General features: G+C 60.9%; 18 protein-coding genes and 2 tRNA genes. 7 read left to right on the top strand and 13 right to left on the bottom strand.

All coding sequences use genetic code 11. The features are described 5' to 3' along the window. The first annotated feature begins 22 nt into the window (after positions 1-22). Positions 23-787: an HAD-IIB family hydrolase gene (locus FW756_RS11400; protein WP_446430295.1), complete on the top strand. Its 765-nt coding sequence runs from the start codon at positions 23-25 to the stop codon at positions 785-787. A gap of 309 nt (positions 788-1,096) precedes the next feature. Here FW756_RS11400 and mqo read toward each other — a convergent pair whose 3' ends face one another. Both mqo and radA read right to left on the bottom strand, forming a co-directional pair. Beyond that, positions 1,097-2,575 (bottom strand): malate dehydrogenase (quinone), encoded by a 1,479-nt coding sequence (mqo, locus tag FW756_RS11395; protein ID WP_446430278.1) that lies wholly within the window; start codon positions 2,573-2,575, stop codon positions 1,097-1,099. A gap of 15 nt (positions 2,576-2,590) precedes the next feature. Next, positions 2,591-3,910, bottom strand: a complete 1,320-nt coding sequence (radA, locus tag FW756_RS11390) for a DNA repair protein RadA (RefSeq protein ID WP_446430277.1) — start codon at positions 3,908-3,910, stop codon at positions 2,591-2,593. Positions 3,911-4,029: 119 nt separating this feature from the next. Between radA and FW756_RS11385 the strand changes: the two genes are divergently transcribed. After that, a tRNA-Ser gene (locus FW756_RS11385) sits at positions 4,030-4,120 on the top strand. Positions 4,121-4,461: 341 nt separating this feature from the next. Here the strand turns inward: FW756_RS11385 and FW756_RS11380 are convergent. The 6 genes from FW756_RS11380 to FW756_RS11355 all read right to left on the bottom strand — a co-directional run bounded on the left by FW756_RS11380 (position 4,462) and on the right by FW756_RS11355 (position 12,013). Next, positions 4,462-5,781: a glutamine synthetase gene (locus tag FW756_RS11380; RefSeq protein ID WP_446430276.1), complete on the bottom strand. Its 1,320-nt coding sequence runs from the start codon at positions 5,779-5,781 to the stop codon at positions 4,462-4,464. Positions 5,782-5,948: 167 nt separating this feature from the next. Continuing rightward, positions 5,949-6,803, bottom strand: a complete 855-nt coding sequence (locus FW756_RS11375) for a MurR/RpiR family transcriptional regulator (RefSeq protein WP_446430275.1) — start codon at positions 6,801-6,803, stop codon at positions 5,949-5,951. Positions 6,804-6,814: 11 nt separating this feature from the next. Beyond that, on the bottom strand, positions 6,815-8,140 hold the full coding sequence (locus tag FW756_RS11370) for an aspartate aminotransferase family protein (protein WP_446430274.1): 1,326 nt from the start codon (positions 8,138-8,140) through the stop codon (positions 6,815-6,817). An 8-nt stretch (positions 8,141-8,148) separates the two neighbouring features. Further along, entirely contained in the window at positions 8,149-9,348 is a 1,200-nt protein-coding gene (locus tag FW756_RS11365) for a M20 metallopeptidase family protein (RefSeq protein ID WP_446430273.1), read from the bottom strand. Beyond that, a complete protein-coding gene (locus FW756_RS11360) occupies positions 9,345-10,523 on the bottom strand; it encodes an amidohydrolase family protein (protein WP_446430272.1) in 1,179 nt (392 codons plus the stop codon). The genes FW756_RS11365 and FW756_RS11360 overlap by 4 nt, the downstream gene beginning before the upstream one ends. Positions 10,524-10,561: 38 nt before the next feature. After that, entirely contained in the window at positions 10,562-12,013 is a 1,452-nt protein-coding gene (locus FW756_RS11355; protein ID WP_446430271.1) for an APC family permease, read from the bottom strand. A gap of 225 nt (positions 12,014-12,238) precedes the next feature. Between FW756_RS11355 and FW756_RS11350 the strand changes: the two genes are divergently transcribed. The 5 genes from FW756_RS11350 (at position 12,239) to FW756_RS11330 (ending at position 16,148) form a co-directional block, all read left to right on the top strand. Further along, a tRNA-Ser gene (locus FW756_RS11350) sits at positions 12,239-12,329 on the top strand. Positions 12,330-13,047: 718 nt separating this feature from the next. Beyond that, on the top strand, positions 13,048-14,436 hold the full coding sequence (locus FW756_RS11345) for a hypothetical protein (RefSeq protein WP_446430270.1): 1,389 nt from the start codon (positions 13,048-13,050) through the stop codon (positions 14,434-14,436). Positions 14,437-14,555: 119 nt separating this feature from the next. Then, complete coding sequence (locus FW756_RS11340) at positions 14,556-15,032, top strand: MarR family winged helix-turn-helix transcriptional regulator (protein ID WP_446430269.1); 477 nt, start codon at positions 14,556-14,558, stop codon at positions 15,030-15,032. Then, positions 15,029-15,790 carry a DNA alkylation repair protein gene (locus FW756_RS11335; RefSeq protein WP_446430268.1) on the top strand — a complete coding sequence of 254 codons (762 nt, stop codon included), beginning with the start codon at positions 15,029-15,031 and terminating at the stop codon, positions 15,788-15,790. The genes FW756_RS11340 and FW756_RS11335 overlap by 4 nt, the downstream gene beginning before the upstream one ends. Positions 15,791-15,836: 46 nt before the next feature. Then, complete coding sequence (locus FW756_RS11330) at positions 15,837-16,148, top strand: antibiotic biosynthesis monooxygenase family protein (protein WP_446430267.1); 312 nt, start codon at positions 15,837-15,839, stop codon at positions 16,146-16,148. A 300-nt stretch (positions 16,149-16,448) separates the two neighbouring features. On the opposite strand, the gene FW756_RS11325 is transcribed toward FW756_RS11330, so the two are convergent. Genes FW756_RS11325 through FW756_RS11305 form a run of 5 tightly spaced genes read right to left on the bottom strand, consistent with a single transcriptional unit; the run spans position 16,449 to position 23,485 of the window. Beyond that, positions 16,449-18,005, bottom strand: a complete 1,557-nt coding sequence (locus FW756_RS11325; protein ID WP_446430266.1) for an amidohydrolase — start codon at positions 18,003-18,005, stop codon at positions 16,449-16,451. Then, positions 18,002-19,678 (bottom strand): amidohydrolase, encoded by a 1,677-nt coding sequence (locus FW756_RS11320; protein WP_446430265.1) that lies wholly within the window; start codon positions 19,676-19,678, stop codon positions 18,002-18,004. Before FW756_RS11320 ends, FW756_RS11325 begins: the two co-directional genes overlap by 4 nt. Beyond that, positions 19,675-21,462: a dipeptide ABC transporter ATP-binding protein gene (locus FW756_RS11315; RefSeq protein WP_446430264.1), complete on the bottom strand. Its 1,788-nt coding sequence runs from the start codon at positions 21,460-21,462 to the stop codon at positions 19,675-19,677. Before FW756_RS11315 ends, FW756_RS11320 begins: the two co-directional genes overlap by 4 nt. Beyond that, positions 21,459-22,532, bottom strand: a complete 1,074-nt coding sequence (locus FW756_RS11310; protein ID WP_446430263.1) for an ABC transporter permease — start codon at positions 22,530-22,532, stop codon at positions 21,459-21,461. The genes FW756_RS11315 and FW756_RS11310 overlap by 4 nt, the downstream gene beginning before the upstream one ends. Next, positions 22,532-23,485: an ABC transporter permease gene (locus FW756_RS11305; RefSeq protein WP_446430262.1), complete on the bottom strand. Its 954-nt coding sequence runs from the start codon at positions 23,483-23,485 to the stop codon at positions 22,532-22,534. The genes FW756_RS11310 and FW756_RS11305 overlap by 1 nt, the downstream gene beginning before the upstream one ends. Positions 23,486-23,487: the final 2 nt, after the last annotated feature.

The raw sequence follows: 23,487 nt of genomic DNA, 5'->3' as shown, positions 1-23,487 counted from the left end.
TGGCAAGGTTGTAGTTGTGACTATGCCAGCAATTCCCGCCCTGATCGCCTTCGACCTTGACGATACGCTTGCGCCGTCGAAGTCTCCCGTTGAACCGGCGATGCTTGACGTCTTCGCGCGGCTGCTTGACCGCACATCGGTGGCCGTGATTTCTGGCGGCAACTTCGAGCAGTTCGAGATGCAGTTGGTTGATCGGCTGACCGCTTTCTCTGGCACGAGCGAGGCTGCGCTGGAGCGACTCCACCTGCTCCCCACCTGCGGCACCCGGTACGAACGTCGTGTCAATGGCGCATGGACGAATGTGTACCGGGAGAACCTCTCCCCCGCCGAACGTGACGCCGCCTTCGCCGCACTGCGCGAAGAGGCGGAGCGACTTGGCTACTGGGAGTCTGAGACCTGGGGGGAGATTCTCGAAGATCGCGGATCGCAGGTCACATTCTCAGCGCTCGGCCAGCAGGCGCCTGTCGCTGCAAAGCAGGGCTGGGACCCGACCGGCGAAAAGAAGAACACCCTTCGTGCTGCCGTCGCCGCCCGCTTGCCAGAACTTGAGGTGCGCAGCGGCGGATCCACGTCGGTCGACATCACCCGGGCTGGCATCGACAAGGCCTACGGAATGCGCAAGCTCGCAGAACAGACCGGGATCTCGCTCGACGACATGGTCTTCGTTGGCGACCGGCTTGACCCTGACGGCAACGACTACCCTGTGCTTGCGATGGGCGTCGCGTGTGAGGCCGTCGAAGGTTGGGAAGACACCGTCGCGCTTCTCGAGCGGATGCTCGCCGCGTAGTTTCTGCTTTTGGGGTCAGGGCTCTGGGCTCAGAGCTTAGGGCTTAGCGTGCTGGGTGCTGGGCCAGCGGGCTGTTCACCCTCGTCTGCAAAACGGCCGTCGTCAGCATGTTTTCTCGGGATTTCATGCTGATGACGGCCGTTTTCAAGGTTTAGGCAGAGGCACGGTCGAGACGCGGACAGGAGCCAACAACGGCGCCTGCAGCGCCGGCCACAGCACCAAACACAGCAGCTACAACGTTAAGAACCCCGGCCGAGGGCCGGGGTTCTTAACGTTTGCGTGAGCAGCGCTGCCGAGGCAGCTCGAACTTTACGCGGTGAGGTTCAGTGCTGCTGCAGTGCGGTTCAGCGACTCCTGTGCCGCGTTTGCGTCTGCGTTGAGATCTTCGCCGATCGACGGGATCTGCTTCTTGAACTGAGCCTTCCAGCTCTGCTGGTACTGCTCAGGGAAGCACTTCTCGAGCACACCGAGCATTGCGCTCACAGCAGTCGAAGCGCCGGGCGATGCGCCGAGCAGACCCGAAATCGTGCCCTCGCCACCGGTGATGACCTCGGTGCCGAACTGCAGGATGCCGCCCTTGACGGGATCCTTCTTCATGACCTGGACGCGCTGGCCCGCGGTGATCATCTCCCAATCAGCGGTGCGTGCCGTGGGCATGTACTCGCGAAGGGTGTTCATCTGCTTCTCACGGCTTGCAAGAAGCTCGGTGAGCAGGTACTTCTCAAGCGACCACTGCGTCAGGCCGACCTTGATCATCGGGCCAAGGTTGTGCAGGCGGATCGAACCGGGAAGGTCCCACCACGAGCCCTTCTTCAGGAAGTTGGGGCTGAACCCTGCGTATGGGCCGAAGAGCAGACTCTGCTCGCCATCGATGACACGGGTGTCGAGGTGAGGAACCGACATCGGCGGAGCGCCGACGGCTGCCTTGCCGTACACCTTTGCATTGTGGTGCTTCACGATCTCAGGGTTCGAAGTCTTGAGGAACTTACCCGAGATGGGGAAGCCGCCGAAGCCCTTGATCTCGGGGATGCCCGAAGACTGAAGCAGCTGAAGTGCGCCACCGCCACCGCCAACAAACACGAAACGTGCGTTGGTGATGGTGCGGCCGTGGCCGTTGAGGTTGCGTGCGAAGACGTCCCAGGTGCCGTCGCTACGACGCTTGAGCTTACGAACACGGTGTCCGAGGTGCATTGCAGCACCGTTCTCGACAAGCTTGTCGAAGAGCTGACGGGTGACCGAGCCGAAGTCGACGTCGGTACCGCTCACCGAGCGGGTTGCAGCGATTGCTTCGCCCTTGTCCCGGCGGTCGATGAGGAGCGGTGCCCACTCAGCGATCACTGCGGGATCGTCGCTGAACTCGATGTCAGCGAAGAGCGGCTGAGTCTTCAGCAGCTCGTAACGGCGACGAAGGTAATCAACATTCTCTTCACCGCGCACGAACGTCATGTGCGGTGTGGGGTTGATGAAGCTCGTCGGCTCGCCGAGGGTGCCCTGCTCGACAAGCGAGCTCCACCACTCACGAGACAACTGGAACTGCTCATTGATGTCAATCGCCTTGTCGGCCGAAAGCTCACCGTTCTTGCCCTCAGGCATGTAGTTGAGCTCACAGAGTGCAGCGTGGCCAGTACCTGCGTTGTTCCACGCATTCGTACTCTCCGTTGCGACCTGGCTGCGAGACTCGAAAATCTCAATGCTCCAGTCGGGCTGAACCTGCTTGATCAGGGTGCCGAGCGTAGCGCTCATCACACCGCCGCCAATGAGGACGACATCTACCGTGTTCTTACTCACAGTGTGAGTCTACCCCTAGCTCGCAAGTCGTCGCGCCTCAGCCAGGTTTCCGACGCCGGAGTCAATGATTCTCGTGTAGCCCAACCGGCTCGCTTCGTTAGTTCTTTGCGTCCCAGAAGTGACCGGGCGGATCTCGCCTGCAAGGCTCAATTCACCAAACGCCGCAAGCTCGTGCGAGAGCGGGGTGTCGGTCGCCGCAGACACAATTGCGAGCGCAATTGCGAGGTCTGCGGCGGGCTCGATAAGCCGTACCCCACCAACCGTAGAAACATAGACATCTTGGTCGTGCAGGCGCACACCGGCCCGCCGCTCAAGCACTGCGAGAATCATCGCAACGCGTGACGGATCGACACCGCTGGTTACGCGTCGCGGGTTCGGCGTCGCACTCTTTGCGACCAGAGCCTGAATCTCTGCTGGGAGTGCGCGCCGACCCTCCATTGAGACCGTCGTGCACGTACCGCTCACTGGACCAGACCCCTGGCTCAGGAAGAGACCGCTCGGATCAGCAACCTCACGGATTCCATCACCCGCCATCTCAAAGCAACCCACTTCGTCGGTCGGGCCGAATCGGTTTTTCAGTGTGCGAAGGAATCTCAGCGAGGTGTTCGGATCCCCCTCGAAATGACACACAACGTCCACGAGATGCTCAAGCAAGCGCGGGCCGGCGATACTGCCGTCTTTCGTCACGTGGCCAACCAAGAACACCGGGATACCTCGGTCTTTTGCGACTCGAATGAGTGCAGCGGCAACCTCACGCACCTGCGAGGTGCCACCCGCGATGCCGTCGATCTGGTCACTCACAAGCGTTTGCACAGAATCCACGACGATGAACGCAGGCTTCACCTCGTCGATATGGCCGAGAACTGTCGACAAGTCAGTTTCGCTTGCGAGATACAGCGTCTCTTCAAGCGCGCCGGTGCGTTCTGCACGCATGCGGATCTGCCCCGTCGACTCTTCACCACTCGCGTACAGCACCTTCGCGCCGAGACTCGCAATTCGAGCCGCAACGTCAAGCAGCAGCGTTGACTTGCCGACACCAGGCTCACCGGAGAACAGCACCGCAGCACCAGGCACAATGCCACCACCAAGCACGCGGTCGAGCTCACCGATCGTCGTCGGACGGTGCGCAACAGACGTTGAATCAAGTTGGGTGATTGGAAGCGCACGACGCGAGTCACTCGGCCTCGTCACCCGAGTGGTCTTCGCGAGCGAGGCACCAGTGCTGCCGCGCTCTTGCACGGTGTTCCACTGTTGGCACTCACCACAGCGACCAACCCACTTCGTGGTCTGCCACCCACACTCGGTGCATGCATACGCTGCGCTCGTTTTTGCCATGTGTTGAGCGTAGCCGGGACCACCGACATTTCAGATCGCACGGTTTCGATCACAACTTTTTTGAAGAAATTCCGCGCTCGATTCGCGTCACAGTGCGCTGATCCCGTAAGGTCGTTCTCGGTGACGTGTCCGAGCGGCCGAAGGTGCAACACTCGAAATGTTGTGTGTAGTGACCCTGCACCGCGGGTTCAAATCCCGCCGTCACCGCCACGAAAATCCCCGCCTCCTGGGTTTCCAGTTGAGGCGGGGATTTTTGCTTCCGATGGACTCTGATTTGACGCTGTGTCTGGTCGTCCGCGCACACGAAAACGGGTCGTTCTCGCAAAACCTGCACTTTCATGCGCATGAAAGTGGGCTTTTTGTAAAAACGACCCGTTTTCGCGGTGATGAGCCTAGGCGGTGACCAGAGCGGCGGCCGGAAAGGTGACCAGAGCGGCGGCCGGAACGGTGACCAGAGCGGCGACGGAGCGGCGGGCAGCGCGGCGACGGAGCGGCGGGCAGCGCGGCGACGGAGCCCCGGGCAGCGCGGCGTCCAGCCCGGCCGCAGAACCCTAGTACGTCGTTGCGTACGCGTCGTACCGCGCCTCGGGCGACATCGCCTCGACCTTTGCGATCTCGGCACGCTTCACGAGCAAGAAGGTGTCGACGAAGTCCTTCGCGAACCATCCGCGCACGGTTTCGCTCGCTTCGAACTCTGCGAGAGCTTCCTCAAGGGTGACGGGAAGCGGACGGATGCCATACTCCTCGCGCTGCTCAGCGGTGAAGTCGCTCGATTCGCCACTGACGATCGCCGGCGATGAAAGCCCCTCGCGAATGCCTGCAAGACCTGCACGAATGATGCATCCCAGCACGAGCCAGGGGTTCGAGGTCGCATCGGCCGCACGGTATTCAAGGTTGTACTGCTTCTGATGGTTTGCGCCTGGCAGCTCAAACAGCGGGCAAATGCGCAGCAACGCCTCGCGGTTGTTTTCACCGAGGAAGACTCCGCCAGCGCTCCACCGGTTCGGAGCGAGACGCTCGTACGAGAGCGGCGCCGAAGCAGCAATCGCCTGGTACTGCTCTGCGTACTTGAGAATGCCAGCTGCGAACGAACCGGCTACCTCTGAGAGCCCTCCCGGACGCGTCGGATCGTACGTCACGAACCGTTCATCCTCGTCGCGCAGGCTGACGTGCACGTGCACGCCGTTGCCGCCACCGTTCTCCTCAATGATGGGCGAGAACGTAATTGCCTTGCCGAGCGAACTTGCAACGTGCCGCGTGATCTCTCGGAGGTAGACCGCACGGTCCGCTGCAACAAGCGCGTTCGCAGGGGCGAGCGTGATTTCAAACTGATTGCGTCCGAACTCTGGGAGCCACATTTCAGGGTCAAGTCCTGCGTCAAACAGGGCAGCAACGAGACGTCCGCCAAGCTCTTCCTCTTCAAGGAACGATTCGAGCGAGAACGGCGTATTGACCGGGCTGCCGTTGTCATCGCGAAGCATAAACTCGTGTTCGAAGGACGACACGACGCTCAGCCCGGTTTCGTTCTTGAGATCCGCGATTGCGCTCTTCAAGAACGTGCGCGGATCGCACTCCCAGGGCTTCCCTTCAATCGTGTGAATGTCGGCAAGCACCATCGTGGTCTGCTCACCGTGCTCACCGAGTGCAACAGAGGCAATGCTTGATACATCTGGCATGAGTCGGAGATCGCCAACCGAGCCAAACGGGTTCGGCGTGACAATACTGCCAAACGAATCGATCGCGAGGTTGGCGGGCACCCAGCCGCAACCGGTGCCGAGGTACTTCTGGAGGTCTTGCTGCGGGAATGCTCGGCCACGCGCCTTTGCGGCCAGGTCTGCGGTCAGAATGATGCCGAGTGGTTCTTTTCGCACGGTGATTCCTTCGTTGTATTTCTGGGGTCGTGGATCGCTACGTTGCTGATGATCCGCGAACTTCTGTGTGGGTCTTGAAATTGAGGGGCTGACTGGTCACGGTCCTTGTGTTCCGTCAGCTCACGTGCGCCGCAATTCGGGCTCGTGATGGCTCAGTGGGTTGTGGGTTACTCCCAGGAGTCGAATGCCTGGATTCTGCCGAGCGGTTCAGAGCCAAGAGCACCGATTACCGCGGCCACGAGTGTCTCGGTGAGGGCAAGTGACGGCACCAAGGAGTCAAACGGGCTCGGCGCTTCGACCGAGGCAGAGAGCAGGAGGTCTGCGTGCTTTGCTGCAGGCGAGAGCCAAGGATCGGTGATCAACACGGTCTTCGCACGGCTCTCCTTCGCACGTGCGAAGAACTCAATTGTGCTGCTCTGGTATCGACGGAAATCGAAACCGACCAGCACGTCTCGTGGGCCGAAGTCGAGGAGAGCAAGAGACTTGTCTGATTCGCCGCGTCCAACGAAATGGACGTCGGGGCGAAGCATCCGCAGGTGCATCGTGAGGTACTCAGCGAGCATGTTGCTGTACCGACCGCCGACGGTCCAAATCCGAAGTTTTGGGTTTGCAAGCAGCGCGACGACCTCATCAAACTCCGTGTCAGGAATCTCCTCGAACGACCCAGAAAGCTCACGCGAGAACACCTGGTTTGCCTTCGCAAGCAGGTGGTCATCGTCACGCGTAGATTCGCTCTTCGCCGCATACATATCCATCGGCGATGCGTTGCGCTGCGAGATTTCTTCGCGCAGCTGCTCTTGCATCTGGGTGTACGAGTGCAGGCCGATCCGCGACAGCATACGCAGTACCGACGGCGCGCTCACGCTCGCGCGCTCTGCGAGCTTCGCGACTGGTTCGAGACCGGCGACCGGGTAGTCCGCAATAAGTGCGCGTGCGACCTTCTTCTCTGACGGGGTCATCGCGTCGAGGTTCTTCTTCAAAATCCCGGCGAGCGTCTGGTTATCGGGGGTGTGCATGACCATAGTTTCTCCTTTCACCAGCCGAGGAACGGTGCGATGTCAGCATCAGTGACGAGCCCAGCTCGTGCGTCAGCAATGGCCTGGGTGAGTGTCTCAACTGCTCGTTCCGCGTCGCGCGCGCTGAGGTTCAGTGGAGGCGTCAGCTCGATCACATTGCCGCGCACGAGGTAACACACGACGCCGAGCTGCCACATGCGGAAGATCACGCGTCGTGTCAGTTCCGCTGCCGCGGCGAGGTCTTCAGGGTCGCGCGGATCAGTGAGCTCAATTCCGAGACTCAGGCCGAGGCCACGAATCTCAAGAATCTCAGGCCGCTGCAACTGCGCTTCTCGCACGAGTGCGCGCAGCTGATCACCGCGTTCGTGCGCGTGTGCAGCAAGGCCTTCTGCCTCGATGACCTCGAGCACCGCGAGACCAGCGGCTGCAGAGATCGAGTTTCCTGCGGTTGTCAGGAGCGTGCTTGCTGGGGCAGCGTCGAGCACCCATGCTGGCCCAGTTACCGCCGACAGCGGGAGCCCGCCGCCGAGTGACTTGCCAAAGGTGACCAGGTCAGGGGTGACACCCTCGTGCGAGAACCCGTGCCATTTGCCTGTGCGGCCAAGCCCGATCTTGACCTCGTCGCAGATAAGGAGCGCGCCAGCTGCTGCTGCACGCTCCGCGACTCCGGCGAGGAATCCGGTCGGGGGTACCAAGACTCCGCCGTCTGACTGCATCGGTTCAATGATGACGGCAGCAATCGTGCCTGCGGCGAGCGCCCTGTCGAGTTCGGCAAGCACGCGGTCACGGGTGTGGGTATCGCGATCCGCGTCGCCCGTGGCAACAGGGTATTCCAGGAGATGGGTGCCTTCGGCTGCGGGAAGTCCGTCAGCGATGAAGACTCCGCTGACCTGCTGCGCTGCGCCGAATCCGCCGTGGTATCCCCCAGCGAATGCGACGATGCCTGGTCTGCCGGTCGCGGCACGCGCCGCTGCGAGAGCGGCTGAGTTTGCATCGGTCCCTGAGTGGCCGAGAATCACGCGTTGCTCGCTTGGCTGTACTGCGGGCACGATGCTCAGCAGTTTTTCTGCGAGCGCAGTTGCTGCCGGGCTCATTGCCGACAGCACGCTTGCACTGCCACCGGTGACGGCCGCCTCCTGCACCGCAGCGACCACTCGCGGGTGCGCGTGGCCAACTCCGTTTGCGCCCCACGCGGCTGAGAGGTCGAGGAGCTTTCGTCCGGTGTGGTCAGTGATCTCACTGCCCTTCGCTGAAACGACACTCAGTGGGAAGAAACGCAGCTTTTGGTTCGCTCCAATGAACTGTGCGTCGTGCGCAGGCAGATCCGCCCTGCTGGTCCTCATGCCGGCACTCATTGCGCACTCGAATCAAGCAGATCGCACGCGCCGAGGTACGCCGATACCAGCGCGAGTGCGACGCGACGAACCGCGTCGGTATCCGGCAGGAAGTTCGCGCTGTGCAAGCTCGGCTGCGATGTCGTGCCCTCGGTCTCAACACCGACAAACGCCATGACGCCTGGCAGGCGTTCAGAGTAGAACGAGAAGTCATCTGCGCCGCACGAGCGCATTGGCTCGCTGACCTGCATGCCAGCTTCGACCAAGCGACGATCCACAAAGTCGACAAAGTCCGGATCGTTTTCGAGCACTGGCTCACCGGTCGTGATGTTCACAGTCGCGGTCACGCCGAACGCTCGCGCCTGCGACGCGACGTATTCGCGGATCGCTTCGTGCACACGGGGGCGTTCCTCGCGGTTCATCGTGCGCAGTGTCGCGGCGAAGCGCCCGTGCTCCGGGATGACGTTCGCCGCATCTCCCGCTTCGAACAGTCCAACCGTCAAGAGCGCGGGGTGCATCGGCGAGCACACGCGGCGGAGCACTTCGTTGAGGCCTGTCACGATGTGCGCGAGCACGGGGATCGGGTTTGCCGCCTCATGTGGGTACGCACCGTGCCCACCACGCCCGGTTACGACGACTGCGACTTCGTCAGCCGCCGCATTCGTCGGCCCCTTGCCCGTCGCGACCGATCCCACCGGAATACGAGGATGCACGTGCGCCGCAATCACTGCCTGAACATTGAGCCGGTCAAGCGCGCCGTCCTTCACGATGTCGAGCGCACCAGAAGGATAGGCCTCTTCACGTGGCTGCAGGAACGGCACGAGTCCGTACGGCAGGTCGCACTCAGCTGCTGCCTGCGCCACCGCGATGAGCGCAGCCTGGTGCACATCATGGCCGCAGGCGTGCATTGCTCCGTTGGTCGAAGCAAACGAGGCGCCGGTTGCCTCGGTCACCGGGAGCGCATCGAGTTCTGAGCGGATCGCAATCGCTGGCCGGGCTGATGGGCCGATGAGCCCGATGCGGCCTGCGTCTGCGATGCGCTCCATTGGAACGGGCATTCGCTCTGCGATCCAGGCTGCTGCTGGCTCTTCCTCGCCTGAAACGCACGGGGCGGAATGCAGGGACTCTCGATACTCGACTGCCGCTGCTACTTTCTCAAGTGTGCGGGCGATGAGGTCACGTGCGAGGTCGTCACGGTGAACGGTGGTGCTGGTCATGCGGAAACTCCAGGTGCAAGGAAGCGCGGCGTCTCAGCGAGCTCATACGCGCGAACGGCATTGTCATTGCAGATGCGTCGAATGAGCTTTTCGCCATCGGCAACGCTCCATTCGTCAGCGTCTATCCAACCGTTCACCACTTGCAGGAGCCCCTTCTTGAAGAGGTGAGAACCCAGGAAGTACAGCTCAGGGAGTCCCCACGCGTCTGATGAGAACAGTGCCTTATCCATAGGCGTGAGTTCGAGCGACTCAGCGATGATCTGTGGCGAACGAGCACCAACGTAGTTGATCGCGAGCCCAACGTCGCAGTACACGTGGGGGAACACGTGGGCGAGGAACCCTGCGTTGCGATGGAAGGGGTAGCAGTGCAGGAGGGTGACGCGCGCGCCACTCGTGCGGGTCATGCGCAACCACTCGGTCAGCAGCAGCGGATCACAGCGGTGCAGATCCACGTCATCATCACCGAAGCCGATATGGAACTGAATCGCACAACGCTCATCAACCGCAGTCCAAATACCGAACCGAATGAGCACGGCATCCGCAAGCCTGATTGGCGAGCCAGACTCAATCTCGGTGAACCATGCCGCGGCCGCCAACTCGACCTCGCGGTCGCTCGGTCGCGCGGGATCAAAATCGAGTCCGATCCGGTACGCAGCAATGGATTTCACACCGACCGCAGTGCGCAGCTGCTCACGCAGCAGCTCACGGAATCGATCCGCGAACGCCGCGGGAGCAGGCTGCGTCTCAGCAATTTGCTCGGCGAGACGTTCCAAGCGAATGACCTGGTCTGCGGACGCACCCGACCGATCCGCCATGCCCTGCGGGGACAGGATCGTATCGCCGCGGTGTCCGGTCTCGATGAGATAGCGGTCAATCCCCGATGCCTTCAGGAGGAGATCATTCACCTCAGCAGGAGCCAGCTCTGCACGCCGAGCAAGGTACGCTTCGGCCGACGCATGGGGCTCCAGGCCGAGAAGCGGTGCGCAGTGACGGCGGATCGCGACCCCGAGCTGGGAGTCGAACACGGTGGTGCCAACGGGCGCATCCCAGTTCGACTCAGTAATCATGCTCTCGAATTCCCGACGGTCCGGGACGTGCTCAATGACCCCATGACAGTGGTGATCGACCAGTTGGACTTCTGCAAACGCTGACACGTCAAGACGTTGAACGGACATCTAGGTTCCTTTTCGAGAGAGCAGGGTGAAATGGAGAGTTAGTCGAGATCTTCGACTGAGAGGCGACCACCGATGCGCTTGGCCAGCTGCGGTCGCGCAAGGATGATGATGAAGCCGATGATGCACCACGCGCCCGCGATCCATGGGAAGTAGGTGTACGGAGCTTCCTGGCCAATGACCTGAATCGCATAGACGAACGCGAGGTAGATCAAGCCGAGCACTGGCATGATCGCCTCCCACCTGGGGATTCGGTTGCCCTTCGCACGGAAGATGTACACGATGACACCTACCGAGGTCATGCCATACGCAACCACCATGCAGAGCGTCGCAATCGTTGCGTACCAGTAGTAGGCGTCGAAGGCGGATCCGCCAAAGACCGCAATACCGCCAGCCAACAGCAGCGCGAGCACGATCGTCGTGAACACCGCAGCAACAGGCACACCGGTCTTCGGGTTCGCGACGCCGAGGCGCTTCGGGCCAAAGCCGTCACGCGCGAGGGCGTAGATGAGGCGCGCTGCGGCTGCGGTCGAACTCAGCACGGAAGCGAAGGCCACCACGAAAGCGACAAACGCAATGAGCATCGCGTACTCACGGCTGATGTACATGGTGCTGAGCTGGGTGAGCGTCGAGTTCGAACCGGCGAAGGCGGCGACGCCGTCTGCATCAGTTCCGAAGCCGATGGTCTGCGCGAACATCATGAAGGTGTAGAGGAGGCCTGCCACGACGATTGCACCGAGCAGTGCCTTGGGGATGACGCGACGTGGATTCTCTGTTTCCTCACCGAGCGAGGCACCTGATTCAAAGCCAGCCCACGACAAGAAGGCAAAGACCGAGGCAGTCAGAATGCCGACCGCAGTGGCGTTTCCGGGAAGGAACGTGCTCCAGTCAATGGTTGCCCCTTCGACTGGACCAGTGCCGCTTCCGACCTTCGCGAAGATCACGATCGCGAGCACAAGCATCGCAGCTACGCCGAGTGCGCCGATCACGAGCAGCACTCGCGTGACGATCCGCGACTCACGTACGTTGAGGACGACGACGAGTGCAGAGACCACGAGCGCGATGAGGATCCACGGGATATTCGCGAGCGCGCCACCAAACTCATCAGCCCACGCCTGGAAGAAGACGCCCGTTGCGCCGAGGATGCACGCAGCGAAGAACAAATACGTTCCGAGCAGTGCAAAGCCGCCAAAGAAGCCTGCGCGCGGGCCAATTGTCGCGCCAGCGAGGGCGTAGACGGAGCCTGCGTGGCTGAAGTATCCGGTGAGGCGGATGAAGCCGTAGCCGACAAGCAAGGTTCCGATGAACGCGAGCAAGAAGGTGAACGGGACGGACTTTCCGACGAGACCAGCGACACCGATGCCGTTGAGCGCCATTGCCATGACGGGACCCATGAAGCCGACTGAGAGGGCGGTGACTTCCCACACACGAAGCTTGCGCTTACGTGAGGTTTGGGTGTGTGCGGACTCTGCCGCGAGTTGTTGGTCAACCATTACTTGTAAAGACTCCCTTGTCTGTGAATGATTTGACGGAGCAGCACCTGCGGTGCGCCATCGGCAATAGCGTAACTCACGTTACACACTTCAAGCAAACGTGAATTCACGTATCGTTTGGAACAAGTGCCAGAACGCGGCGGTCGCACGCAACGACACGCCAGAATCGCGCCACGCGCGCCACTCAATTCGCGCTGAACGACACAATCCCGTAATCTCGTTCTTGGTGACGTGTCCGAGCGGCCGAAGGTGCAACACTCGAAATGTTGTGTGTAGTGACCCTGCACCGCGGGTTCAAATCCCGCCGTCACCGCCAGTAAAATTCCCCATCTCCTGGGTTTCCAGTTGAGATGGGGAATTTTTGCGTTTGCCCGACAGCAGGTGACAGCCAAGTCGAGCACTCAGCTCAGCAGCCTTGCACTAGAAATGCTCCGAATTACAGGTTTGAGCTTCTTCACATGCAACACCTGTGGGATCTTGCTGAGCCGTCGACACGCGTAGATAGATCACCGCAGGCTTCGGCACGGCGATTGCCCCTCGCTGGCGAAACTCCTGGACTTTCCTTCACTCCGCATGCACGCTCACTCTCCTTTCCAGTTAAGTTCAGTCTCCTGAGACCCCATGCTGACGCGATTAGCCACGGCATAACGAGGGCCGGTTCTCGAAAGATGACCGCATGAGCCCTGGTATCAGAAACAACAACTCACAAATGCTGATAAATGCGGGGTTGGGTCTGGCCATCTAATCATTCACCATTCCCCAACAGTCTGGCGATAGCTCCGAGGTGACTTGAAAGCCAACCACCGCTGCCAATCCAAGAAATTGCCCACTTCGCCCCCTGTGCGGGCGGTTATTCAGGCGGGCGATACACCGGTTGAGATGGCAAGCTAATCAACCTTCAGCTACGGACTAGCTCCGTGCTCGACCCTAGATCTTCACCGAACTAGATATACGAGAGTTGCGCAGTGCGTTCCCGGACTACCCATTCTGAACGGTTGACGAACCTCCGACTCTCCTGCATATTCTGAAGTGGCATGGAACTAACTACGCGCGAACTCGCATCAATTATCATCCTGATCACCTTCGTGGCGCTGGCCGTTGCACTTTCCAGAGACCGCCAGAAGCTCTGGAGCTCATTCGCCAGCGTCGTTAAGGCGTTCCTCGCTTGGAAAGTCTGGTCAGTAATACTCGTCCTCCTCTTGCACTCAGTAGCGATTGTTCTTCTCGCTGCTTGGCTCGGATTCTGGACTGTGGACTTGTTGAAAGACACAGTTCTTGTGGTCTTCTTTACGGGGATTCCTCTCCTCATGGCTTCAATGAGCAAGAAGAGCGGCACCGACCTCATGAAGTACCTCGTCAAGGAAATACTCGGCGTGACAGCTTTCGTGGTCGCCTATATCAACCTCGCACCGTTCCCTTTGTGGGGAGAACTGCTATTGCAGGTCACAGTCATTTTCTTAGTAATGTGTGCCGCGGTTGGACGCCTGGACCCGAAGACAAAGCCTGCTTCGACAGCTTGTGAGATTCTCCTTGGAACCGCGGGAATTGGTATTTTCTTGCACACCACATGGTTCGTAATTTCCCACTTCGATACATTCGACTGGGCCCAAGAAAGCCTGGTGTTTACACTGTCTGTCTGGCTTCCTTTGGCACTTGTTCCCGTTGTGTATCCGATCAGCTTCATCGCCGCATCTGAAACGGCAATGCTTCGTCTCCGGTTTGGTTCCGGCAAGAAGGAGGTCGCTCGGAGAATAAAGCTCGCGATGGTTGCGGGATTCCATGGCCGCTTACATTTCGCATCTCGCTTTCCTGGAGACTGGGGTGCGGAACTAGCAAAGCAAAAGACGTACCGAGGCGCTCGTCACCTCATGAAGGAGTATCGAGCGGCTGTGCGCCAAGCGGCGGCTAATATTCGAGCAAAGAGGCTTCACACAAGGAACATGGCAGGGATGCAGGGCCTCGATGGCGACGGATACTGGCTGGATCGGCGCGAATTCAAGGAAACAAAAGATACTCTCACATCCCTCTACTTCTCACAGATGGGTTTCGCTCGAAACCACAAGAACTGTTTTAGCGAGGATCCTTTAAGTCTTCTCCTGCATTCCGAGTTTGAGGGGCTTCCAGAGCCGCACGGAATTGAAATTCGAACAGCTAAAGACAGGAGAACATGGCTTGCATATCGCAAAACCACTGGCGGTTGTTATCTTGCCATCGGAAGCAAGGCTAATAACCTCACCGAAAAGTGGCAGTACTCGGGGGTAATCGCTCCAGCCGGATTCCCGGGTAGTGAGGAAAGCGGATGGTGCGCCGCAGGAACTGAAAACGATCGGCCCAATGAGTGGGCCAAGAGCGACCGCGAGCTTAGAGATGTACTGGCGCCCGATGAATTGCGGAACTTGGAACACAACGCTTCTAGCCACTAAGAATCTCCGCTGAAGCTATTTCTCCCGACTGCCCCTGAAAAGCCAGCCCAGTCACCCTGAGAGCTCTAGCGTCACGCATCACATAATTCGGAACCAGATAGTTTGGTACCATACCAAATGTGGAAATTGACACGAAGCACGAACTCCTCAGCTCAAGAACAAGCAGTGACGAGGCAAGTTTCGTCATGGGCATGCTCACAACAGTGCGAATGATCGACGCTGCCTGCACGAAACTCCTCTCAGCTCACGGGCTGACCGAAGGACGCTTTGCTGCGCTGCTCGCGGTGAGTGACGAGCCAGGCATCTCCCCCGCGCGTCTCGCGGATCGCATCGGCGTGATCCGCGCGACCGTCACTGGCCTGACCGATGGGCTCGTCAAGGCGGGTCTCATCGAACGCGCCGCTGACACGGTGGATCGTCGCGCCTTCACGCTGACGACCACCCAGTCAGGAGAGGAACTGCTCGCGAAGCTCGTTCCCGAATACGCCACTTGGCTCACCGCACTTACCGCGGGCACCACGCCCCGGGAAATCGATGCCGCTTCGCTTGTCATGTCGCGCATGCAAGAAAATCTCAACTCCGGGACGCACGCATGAGCGGCGCTTCACGAACACGAGACATCGACCCAACGTTTCTTGTCCAGCTGAATGCAGGCACCGTTGAGGCACGCACCCTCACCGAAGCGCTCGCAATCGATCACTCGGTGCTGCTCGCTCATGCAGTGCCAGGCGCCGCCGCTACTTTGGTCGAGGCAGTCACGGCAGCGCAATCACTAAGTGCACTCGCTCGCATGCGCGCAGTCGGCATCGCGCTCCACGAGCATCTCGACGAGGCCACTCTTGCCGAGCTTGCACAGCACCCATCCGACACCGTGCGCGGCTGGTGGTGCTTTGCCGCCGCTTCAAACCCTGCGTTACAGGAGCCGGCAGCACTGTTGAACGAGATCAGAGGTGCTGCAGACGATGCGCTCTTCACCGTGCGGGAGTGGGTATGGATGGCCGCCCGCCCGGTACTGACGGCGCAACTCGATGCAAGTATTGCGTTGCTCGCGGAATGGACAAGCGATCCATCCGAGCGGGTGCGCAGGTTCGCGAGTGAGGCGCTCCGCCCGCGAGGCGTCTGGGCGAGCCATATCGCTGAGCTCAAGGCGGACCCTGCCAAGGGGCTCCCACTCCTTGAGCCGCTACGAGCAGATCCTGCGAAATACGTGCAGGACTCGGTAGCGAACTGGATCAATGATGCCGCAAAAACCAGGCCCGACTGGGCCACCGAGATCGCCGCAAGATGGTCTCGCGAAAGTCCAAGCGCCGCAACAGACCGCATCGTGAAGCGGGGCCTGCGTTCCATTCGCTGATTCCACAGACACAGCCACTCCCTGAAACAAACAAGGATATTCACACATGTCAGTTATCGAAATTATTGAGTTCACTACCCATGAACACGTCACTTCTGAAGCCCTTACCGAGGCATTGGACGCTCTTGACACCGAACTCAAGACCATCGGCGGCTTCCAGTCCCGACAGCTGTTCCGAGATGCAGTGAATGCGAACGGCTGGATCCTCGACTACCGCTGGGACTCCGTCGAGGACGCGCAGTCCTCAATGATGAAAGTCAGTGAAACTCCCGTATTCGGTCAGCTCATGACGCTTGTCAGCAATCCGGAAACGATGCGCATGCTTTACGGCACCCCAGACCTCGTGCCTACCCCGTAACTTTTGTCAAGCAACTACGAAGATCCCCGCGCCCCCTGGTGTTCCAGTTGGGACGGGGATTTTCGTTTGCACCGGAGTCGCCAGTGCCAGTGCAAGCGCCAGTGCGAGTGCCAACTGTTCGAAACGAGTACTTGTTGCCGAAACCAACCGCTTCTGGCGCATGAAGCGGCCAGTTTCGGCGGGAAGTGGGGTTTTCGGCGGATCGGCGGATCGACAACCCGGCAGCCCGGCAGCCCGACGCATAGACAACCCGGAAGCCCGGCGGCCCGGCGACCCAACAGCCAGCCGACCGGCCAGTCGCTAAAGTGCTCGGTGCGTCACGCGCCCACCAACGACCGTGGCAGACACCCGCATGTCGTCCAGGTGTGACGCGGGCATACTCAACGGGTCAGCGTCGAGCAGTACGAGATCAGCGATGTCGCCCCGGCCAGGCACCAGAGGTCCACGCATCGAAGACATGAGCGCAAGCTCAACTGGCACCCGTTCTGACGCTGTCCACGGCGCATCGCCTTGGCGTGCACGGTTCACGGCGGCGTGGATTCCCTCCCACGGATCCAGCGGCGCCACTGGTGCGTCTGAGCCGAACACCAGGCGAGTGCCGCGCGCATCGAGCGAGGCAAGCGGGAACGCGCGCGGCGCGCGCCCGGGCCACACTCGCTCGGTGAGCTCGCGGTCGTCGACAAGGTGGGTCGGCTGCACGCTCGCTTCGACACCGAGCTGAGCGAAACGATCGAGGTCTTCATCACGCAGGAGTTGGGCGTGCTCGATCCGCCCACCGATTCCGAGCGCCTCAAACGCGTCAAGCACCTGGGCACCTGCCCGGTCGCCGATCGCGTGGATTGCAAGGTTCAGGCCTCCGCTGTGCGCGCGACGCATGAGTTCCTGGAGGGCGGGTGCAGACACGAGGGAGCGGCCGAATGAGCCATCAGCGTAGGGGTCGCAGCACCATGCAGTCGAGGTCCCGAGCGAGCCGTCAGTGATGATTTTGAGCGGTCCGACGCGTAGTCGCCCCGACTCTGTGAGGTGGTCTCCACTGCGGTGTTCCGCGGTGAGTGCGCGATCAAGCTGATCTGGATAGACGGCCGCTTCTACCCGCAAGAGGTCGAAGCCTGCAGCCTCCCGTCGCGCCCACTCGTCAAGGCACCAACGCATCTCGAGATCGACGATGCCGACGACACCACGGGCAGCGGCGGATCGCGATGCCCGTTCGACCAACACGTCGAGCTCGTGTGCGGGCCGATTGTCGAGCTCGCGCAGGAGCGCAAAGCAGTCATCCTCGATGATGTGACCGTCGCCCTGCGGTTCCATGCCTCTGGCGCGCATCGCTGCGGAATTCAACCAGAGGCTGTGCAGATCGACACCGATAACCACGAGTGGGGTCGCACCCGCGACCGCATCGAGCGCTTCACGGGAAATCGCGTCGGGCCAGCTCGCGGCGCGGGCGCGCATTGCGACAACTTCCGCCGCCCCAGGTGAGCTCGCGACTGTGCTGCCACTGCCACCCGCACCGGCACCGGCACCCGCACCGGCACCGATCTCAGCCAGCCCGGCAGCCAACAGCTCCAGTGCCGCGCCTGCGTGTGTCGCAGCACCAAGATCCAATCGTGTCGACTGCTCAGCCCACTGCGCGAAGTGAACGTGTTCGTCCCAGAGCCCTGAGGTGAGCCATCTGCCGTCGGCATCGATCACTTCTGTCGCTGCCGTGGTCGGCTGCTCCGGGCGCTCACCGGCTGGGGTGACGGACACGATCCGCTCCCCCGCAATTGTGATGTCTGAGAGTCCCGCATCCCCGAGCAACGTGACATTGCGAATCTGCGCTACTGCGGGCGAAGCCCCCATCGACCACGAACCAGTCATACCCGAGCTTCCTCGTTTCTGTGCGCTACGCGGCCGTTGACGACCGTCAGCAACACCCTACTCTCAGCGAACTCCGCAGCATCGACAACGAGCGGATCACGTTCCCACACCGCGAGATCCGCAATCGATCCAGGTGCCACGAGGCCATCGAGCGGCCGGTCAATCGATGCCCAGCAGTTGACCGTCAGACCAACAAGTGCGCGGTCACGTGACAGTCCCTGATGCGGATCAACCGCGGGCTTCTCCGAGCCATGCCTGCGTCGGTTGACAGCCGCCGCGAAAACACGGCGAGCATCAAACTCTTCAACTGGCCAGTCTGAGCCAAGCGCCACAATGGCTCCAGCTGTATCAAGGTCAGCCACTCGCCAGCCGTGTGCGGCTCGTTCTGATCCGCGCCCCAAGAGCGTTGTCCACATGTCGCAGCCATCTGGGCGCTGCGCAAACGCGTGAATCGGTTGCATGCTCGCTGGCACTCCGAGCGCCACAAACCGCGGAATGAGGTGATCTGGGATCGTTTCGAGGTGCTCGATGCGGTGAGTGACTTGCTGGGCGTGTTCCGGGATTGATTCGACAGTATCAAGCACAAACTCGACCGCGCGGTCGCCGATCGCGTGGGTCGCGGTCGGCACACCGCTCTCAGCGAGCGCGTGAATCGTCTGCGTGAACAGTTCGTTCGGTACCCAGTACGGCTCGAGTCCGCCGCCACGAGTGTCCGCGTCAAAGAGCCAGGCAGAGCCGTTATCGATACTTCCGTCGAGCATGAACTTGACGCCCTCGATCGACCACCTGCGCCCGCCAACTCCCTGGAGCGAGATCATGCGCTGGAGTGTTTCTGCCCACGGGTCGGTCGCGCGCCAGATGGGAGATACACGGATCCGCACCGGGAGTTCGCCCTCGGCCTCAAGCGCGAGGAGCACGTCAATGTCGCCCTCCTCCATGTTCATCTGGTGCAGGGACGTGTATCCCGTCGCAGCGAACTCCTCAAGCTTGCCGCGCACTGCACGCACGCGCTGCTCGAACGGCATGCGCGGGTACAGTTCGGTGACGAGCATCTCGGCGTCCGATTCGATGAGGAAGCCCGTCGGCGTGCCGTCAGCGTCGACCTCAATTGATGAGTTGTTCCCAAAGTCGCGCGGCCCGTCGATACCTGCGAGCTCAAGCGCTTTCGGACTCGCAATGATTGAATGCCCGTCAAACAAGAGCAGGTACCCGGGTCGCCCACCGAACGCGTCCGCGAACGGCGCATTCGATGCTTCGGTGCCAACGAACATGTCGAACGAGAGTCCGAACCCTCGCACCCATTCATCCGGGCCGAGATCACGTACGAACTCAGTAATGCGGGCGGCCACTTCGTCGGTTGTCTCGCAGTCGTGCAGCATGAGCGCCTGGTGACGCGACTCCGCCCCAGAGAGCGGATGCACGTGCGCATCAACAAAGCCAGCAGTAATCGTCGCATCACCGAGATCGATGATCTCTGCGTCACTGGTATCCCAGGTGGCAACATCAGCTCGGGTACCAACCGCGACGATTGCTCGCCCGCTCACGGCGACTGCATTCGGTGCTGCCGTGAGCGCTGGACTCGCATCTGCGGCGAGCGCGTCGCCATTAGCTGCGATCCCAGTGTGCACGCGGCCACCGAGCAGTACGAGGTCGGCGCGGATCTGGGCGGTCATGCGTTCTCCTGGGCGTCGAGGATGGGATGTTCAAGGTTCGCTGCAGCGTCAGCAGTGCGACGCAGACGCTGGACGGCGGGATCCGGGACAGGTACGGCAGCGATGAGGCGCTGTGTGTACTCGTGGCTGGGCGAGTGCAGTACTTCTTCGGTTGGCCCGAGTTCGACGAGGGTGCCACGCTGCAGCACCCCGACTCGGTGAGACAGCATCTCGACGACGGCGAGGTCGTGACTGATGAATAGCGACGCAAACCCAAGGTCACGCTGGAGCGACGAGAAGATCTCAAGCACGCGCGCCTGCACCGATACGTCGAGCGCAGACGTCGGCTCGTCAGCAATCACGAAATCGGGATCGAGCGCGAGCGCGCGCGCAAGACCTACGCGCTGTCGCTGACCGCCTGACAGCTCGTATGGATAGCGATCCGCGTAATCAGCTGGCAGCTCGACCGCGTCAAGCAATTCAAGCGCGCGAGCGCGGTATGCCCGCTTTCCACCGGGCATCCGGTGCACCTGCATGGGTTCTTCGATGCACTGCGCAATCGTCATGAAGGAGTTGAATGATGCGGCGGGGTCTTGGAACACGAAGCCAACGCGACGACGCAACTTGCGCAACGCGCTCTTACGCAGCTTCGTGAGATCCTCGCCAAACACCTCAAGGGTGCCGCCTGAGATGGGTTCAAGCCCACCGATCGCACGACCAATGGTCGACTTGCCCGAGCCTGATTCGCCAACAAGGCCAACCACTTCGCCGCGCGCAATCTCGAGGCTGACGCCCTGCACGGCTCGCACCGGGTTCTTCCCGAATCCACTGCGATACGTCACTTCGAGGCCAGTGAGTCGTACAGCGGTTGCAGTTGCGGGTGCGGTCACGGTCGCAGCTGCGGCGCCTTCGTCCCGCGACGCGGGTGCTGCTGCCGCCGCAGACACGGGGGCGTTCGCACGCACTTCGCCGTCTGGACCCTTGCCGCTGCCGAGCCGTGGCACAGCTGCGAGCAGATCACGGGTGTACTGCTCCTGCGGATTCGCAAAGAGCTCATCGACTGGTGCCACCTCGACAAGATCGCCGCGGTACATCACCGCGACCCGGTCTGCGAGATCCGCGACGACACCCATGTTGTGGGTAATCAGCACAATTGATGCGTCGAACTCGTCGCGGCACTCACGCAGCAGGTCGAGAATCTCGGCCTGAACCGTGACATCGAGCGCTGTCGTCGGCTCATCCGCGATGATGACGCTCGGACGAAGCGCAAGCGCCATCGCAATCACGATGCGCTGCTTCTGACCGCCAGAGAACTGGTGCGGGTAGTCGTCGATTCGCTTCTCAGGGTCAGGGATGCCAACTGCACGAAGCATCTCAAGGGCGCGTGCGCGACGCTCGGCACGGTCTGTCATGCCGTGCGCGCGGAGTCCCTCTTCAAGCTGCCAGCCGATGCGGAACACGGGGTTCAGCGCGGTCGATGGCTCCTGGAAGATCATCGCGGCTTCGCTACCGCGCATGCGGCGCAGTTCAGCGGCATCGACGGTGAGCACGTCCTGCCCCGAAAGCACGACTGCGCCTCGGGTACGCGTGCGCTGCGGGAAAAGCCCGAGCGCGGCACGGGCGGTAAGTGTCTTGCCAGAGCCTGATTCACCGACGATTGCAAGAATTTCGCCCTGCTCAAGTTCGAGCGAGAGGTTCTTCACCGCGTGCACGGTGCCCTGGGGCGCATCAATGTCGATCGTGAAGTTGGTAAAGGCGAGCGGTGACGGCTGCGTTGCGGCGGTTTGCGCTGGATTGGTGGTCATCGTCCTACCTCCGAGTTGTTCGTCTCACGCACAGTGGTGGGCAGGGTGCGCGTACGGCGTGGGCCGACGACACCGAGCAGTCGGGAGAAGATTCCCGGCTTTCCAACAAGCGCGCGTGAACGCTGATCAACGAGGTCACGCAGGCCGTCACCGATCATGTTGAGCGCGAGCACCGTAATGATCAGGAAGGCGCTCGTGAGAATGATCATTTGCGGAGCCTGCATGATGACAGACTTACCGTCGTAAAGGATGTTGCCCCAGCTCGCCTGCGGCGCAGGAACGCCAGCGCCGAGGAAGCTCATGGCAGCCTCAGTAATCACTGACTCCGCGAACGTGAAGGTCGACTGGACGACAAGCACCGACATAGTGTTCGGCAAGATGTGCTTCCACATGATGTGCAGGGGGCCTGCACCCTGCATCACACTGGCAGTGACAAAGGTCTCACTCATCACGGCAAGCGCTCGAGCGCGCACGAGACGGGCGAGGCCAGGCGTGTAGACGATGGAGAGCGCGATGATGAGGTTACTCACGCTCGGGCCAAGGGCCGCGGTGAGGGCAACCGCAAGCAGGATCGCAGGGATCGCCATAAGGCCATCACACACTCGCATGAGGATCGCGTCGAGCACCTTGTTGAACACCGATGCCACGCCAATGATGACACCAAGCACACCGCTCACCAATGCGACAACGAAGCCAACGATGAGCGAGGTTGATGCACCAGAGACGATGCGGGCGAAGAGGTCTCGACCAAAGTTGTCGAGTCCAAAGATGTGCTCCGCAGATGGCTTGGCAAGTCGGTTCGCAGGATCGACCGCGAGCGGGTCCAAGTGCAGCAGAGGCGGCAACACGTACGAGATGATGAAGATCACCAGCACGATAATGATCCCGACCATGAGCTGCGTGTTATCGAGCATGCGACGCCAGATCGAGCTCGGCGCGGCCGCACGCGCCGGAGCGAGCGAGAGCATCTGTGTGCTCGGAAGATCTACAGCCAGAGTGGAAGGCGCGGATCGCCGCAGCTTCTCGGCTCCTGGCTTGCGCGGGTCAGTGGGTTCGTTGGGGGTAGACATTAGTTCCCCTTTCCGACTCGGACCCGCGGGTCGACGATGCCATACAGCAGGTCAATGAGCAGGTTCGTCAAGAGATAGACCAGGGTGATGAACAGGATCACGCCTTGAATGACCGGGTAGTCGCGGCGCGAGATCGCGTTGACGAGCAACTGGCCAAGACCTGGGATGTTGAAGATGGTCTCCGTCACCGCAGCACCGGTGACGAGCGAGCCGAGGGACAATCCCACGATCGTGAGCACCGGAAGGCTCGCGTTCTTCAGGGTGTGCATGAAGAGGAGACGTCCCTCGTCAACGCCGCGTGAGCGAGCGGAATCAATGTAGTCAGCGTTGAGCACATCAAGTACCGCAGCACGAGTCGTGCGGGTGATGAGCGCGGCGGTAATCGCGCCAAGCGCGATACCAGGCATGAGCAATGTTCGAAGTCCTTCAACCGGATCTTCGAGCGGATTCACGTACCCAGAGATGGGAAGCCAGCGCAGCGCAAGGCCGAACAGCAGCATCATCGCGAGCGCAAGCACAAAGCTTGGCACGGTCATGCCGAGAAGCGTGAAGCCAGTCACCGCCTTATCGAATGCCCCGTTGCGATATCGCGCGGCGAGCGTACCAAACGGGATCGACAGCAGTACCGCGACCAGCATCGCGATAAGTGCGAGCTGAATGGTCGGTACTGAGTTGTCGGCAATTGCTTGCACGACCGACTTGTTGAGGAAGTATGAGTCACCGAGATCGCCGGTGAAAACACCTCCGACCCAATGGAGGTACTGCGTCACGATGGGGTCATCAAGACCCATGCTGGCATGGAGTGCTGCAACCGCATCGTCTGAGGCTTTCTCGCCGAGGATACGGCGAGCTGGATCTCCAGGCGTCAAGTGGATGAGCGAGAAGATCACCACGGACACCACGAAGAGCACCGGAATCAGGCTCAATAGCCTGCGAAGAATGAATGTGAACATCA

Source organism: Leucobacter sp. 1207-22 (assembly GCF_052850455.1).
Note: the sequence above shows the minus strand (reverse complement) of the source record. Positions and strands in the feature narration are given on the sequence as shown.

Bases quoted from the DNA above. Each gene is read 5' to 3' on its own strand.
- FW756_RS11345 (WP_446430270.1), top strand. From the start codon at position 13,048: ATGGAACTAACTACGCGCGAACTCGCATCAATTATCATCCTGATCACC.
- FW756_RS11365 (WP_446430273.1), bottom strand. From the start codon at position 9,348: ATGACCAGCACCACCGTTCACCGTGACGACCTCGCACGTGACCTCATC.
- FW756_RS11360 (WP_446430272.1), bottom strand. From the start codon at position 10,523: ATGTCCGTTCAACGTCTTGACGTGTCAGCGTTTGCAGAAGTCCAACTG.
- FW756_RS11305 (WP_446430262.1), bottom strand. From the start codon at position 23,485: ATGTTCACATTCATTCTTCGCAGGCTATTGAGCCTGATTCCGGTGCTC.
- FW756_RS11375 (WP_446430275.1), bottom strand. From the start codon at position 6,803: ATGGTCATGCACACCCCCGATAACCAGACGCTCGCCGGGATTTTGAAG.
- FW756_RS11315 (WP_446430264.1), bottom strand. From the start codon at position 21,462: ATGACCACCAATCCAGCGCAAACCGCCGCAACGCAGCCGTCACCGCTC.
- FW756_RS11335 (WP_446430268.1), top strand. From the start codon at position 15,029: ATGAGCGGCGCTTCACGAACACGAGACATCGACCCAACGTTTCTTGTC.
- radA (WP_446430277.1), bottom strand. From the start codon at position 3,910: ATGGCAAAAACGAGCGCAGCGTATGCATGCACCGAGTGTGGGTGGCAG.
- FW756_RS11330 (WP_446430267.1), top strand. From the start codon at position 15,837: ATGTCAGTTATCGAAATTATTGAGTTCACTACCCATGAACACGTCACT.
- FW756_RS11370 (WP_446430274.1), bottom strand. From the start codon at position 8,140: ATGAGGACCAGCAGGGCGGATCTGCCTGCGCACGACGCACAGTTCATT.
- FW756_RS11355 (WP_446430271.1), bottom strand. From the start codon at position 12,013: ATGGTTGACCAACAACTCGCGGCAGAGTCCGCACACACCCAAACCTCA.
- FW756_RS11325 (WP_446430266.1), bottom strand. From the start codon at position 18,005: ATGACTGGTTCGTGGTCGATGGGGGCTTCGCCCGCAGTAGCGCAGATT.
- FW756_RS11400 (WP_446430295.1), top strand. From the start codon at position 23: ATGCCAGCAATTCCCGCCCTGATCGCCTTCGACCTTGACGATACGCTT.
- FW756_RS11320 (WP_446430265.1), bottom strand. From the start codon at position 19,678: ATGACCGCCCAGATCCGCGCCGACCTCGTACTGCTCGGTGGCCGCGTG.
- FW756_RS11310 (WP_446430263.1), bottom strand. From the start codon at position 22,532: ATGTCTACCCCCAACGAACCCACTGACCCGCGCAAGCCAGGAGCCGAG.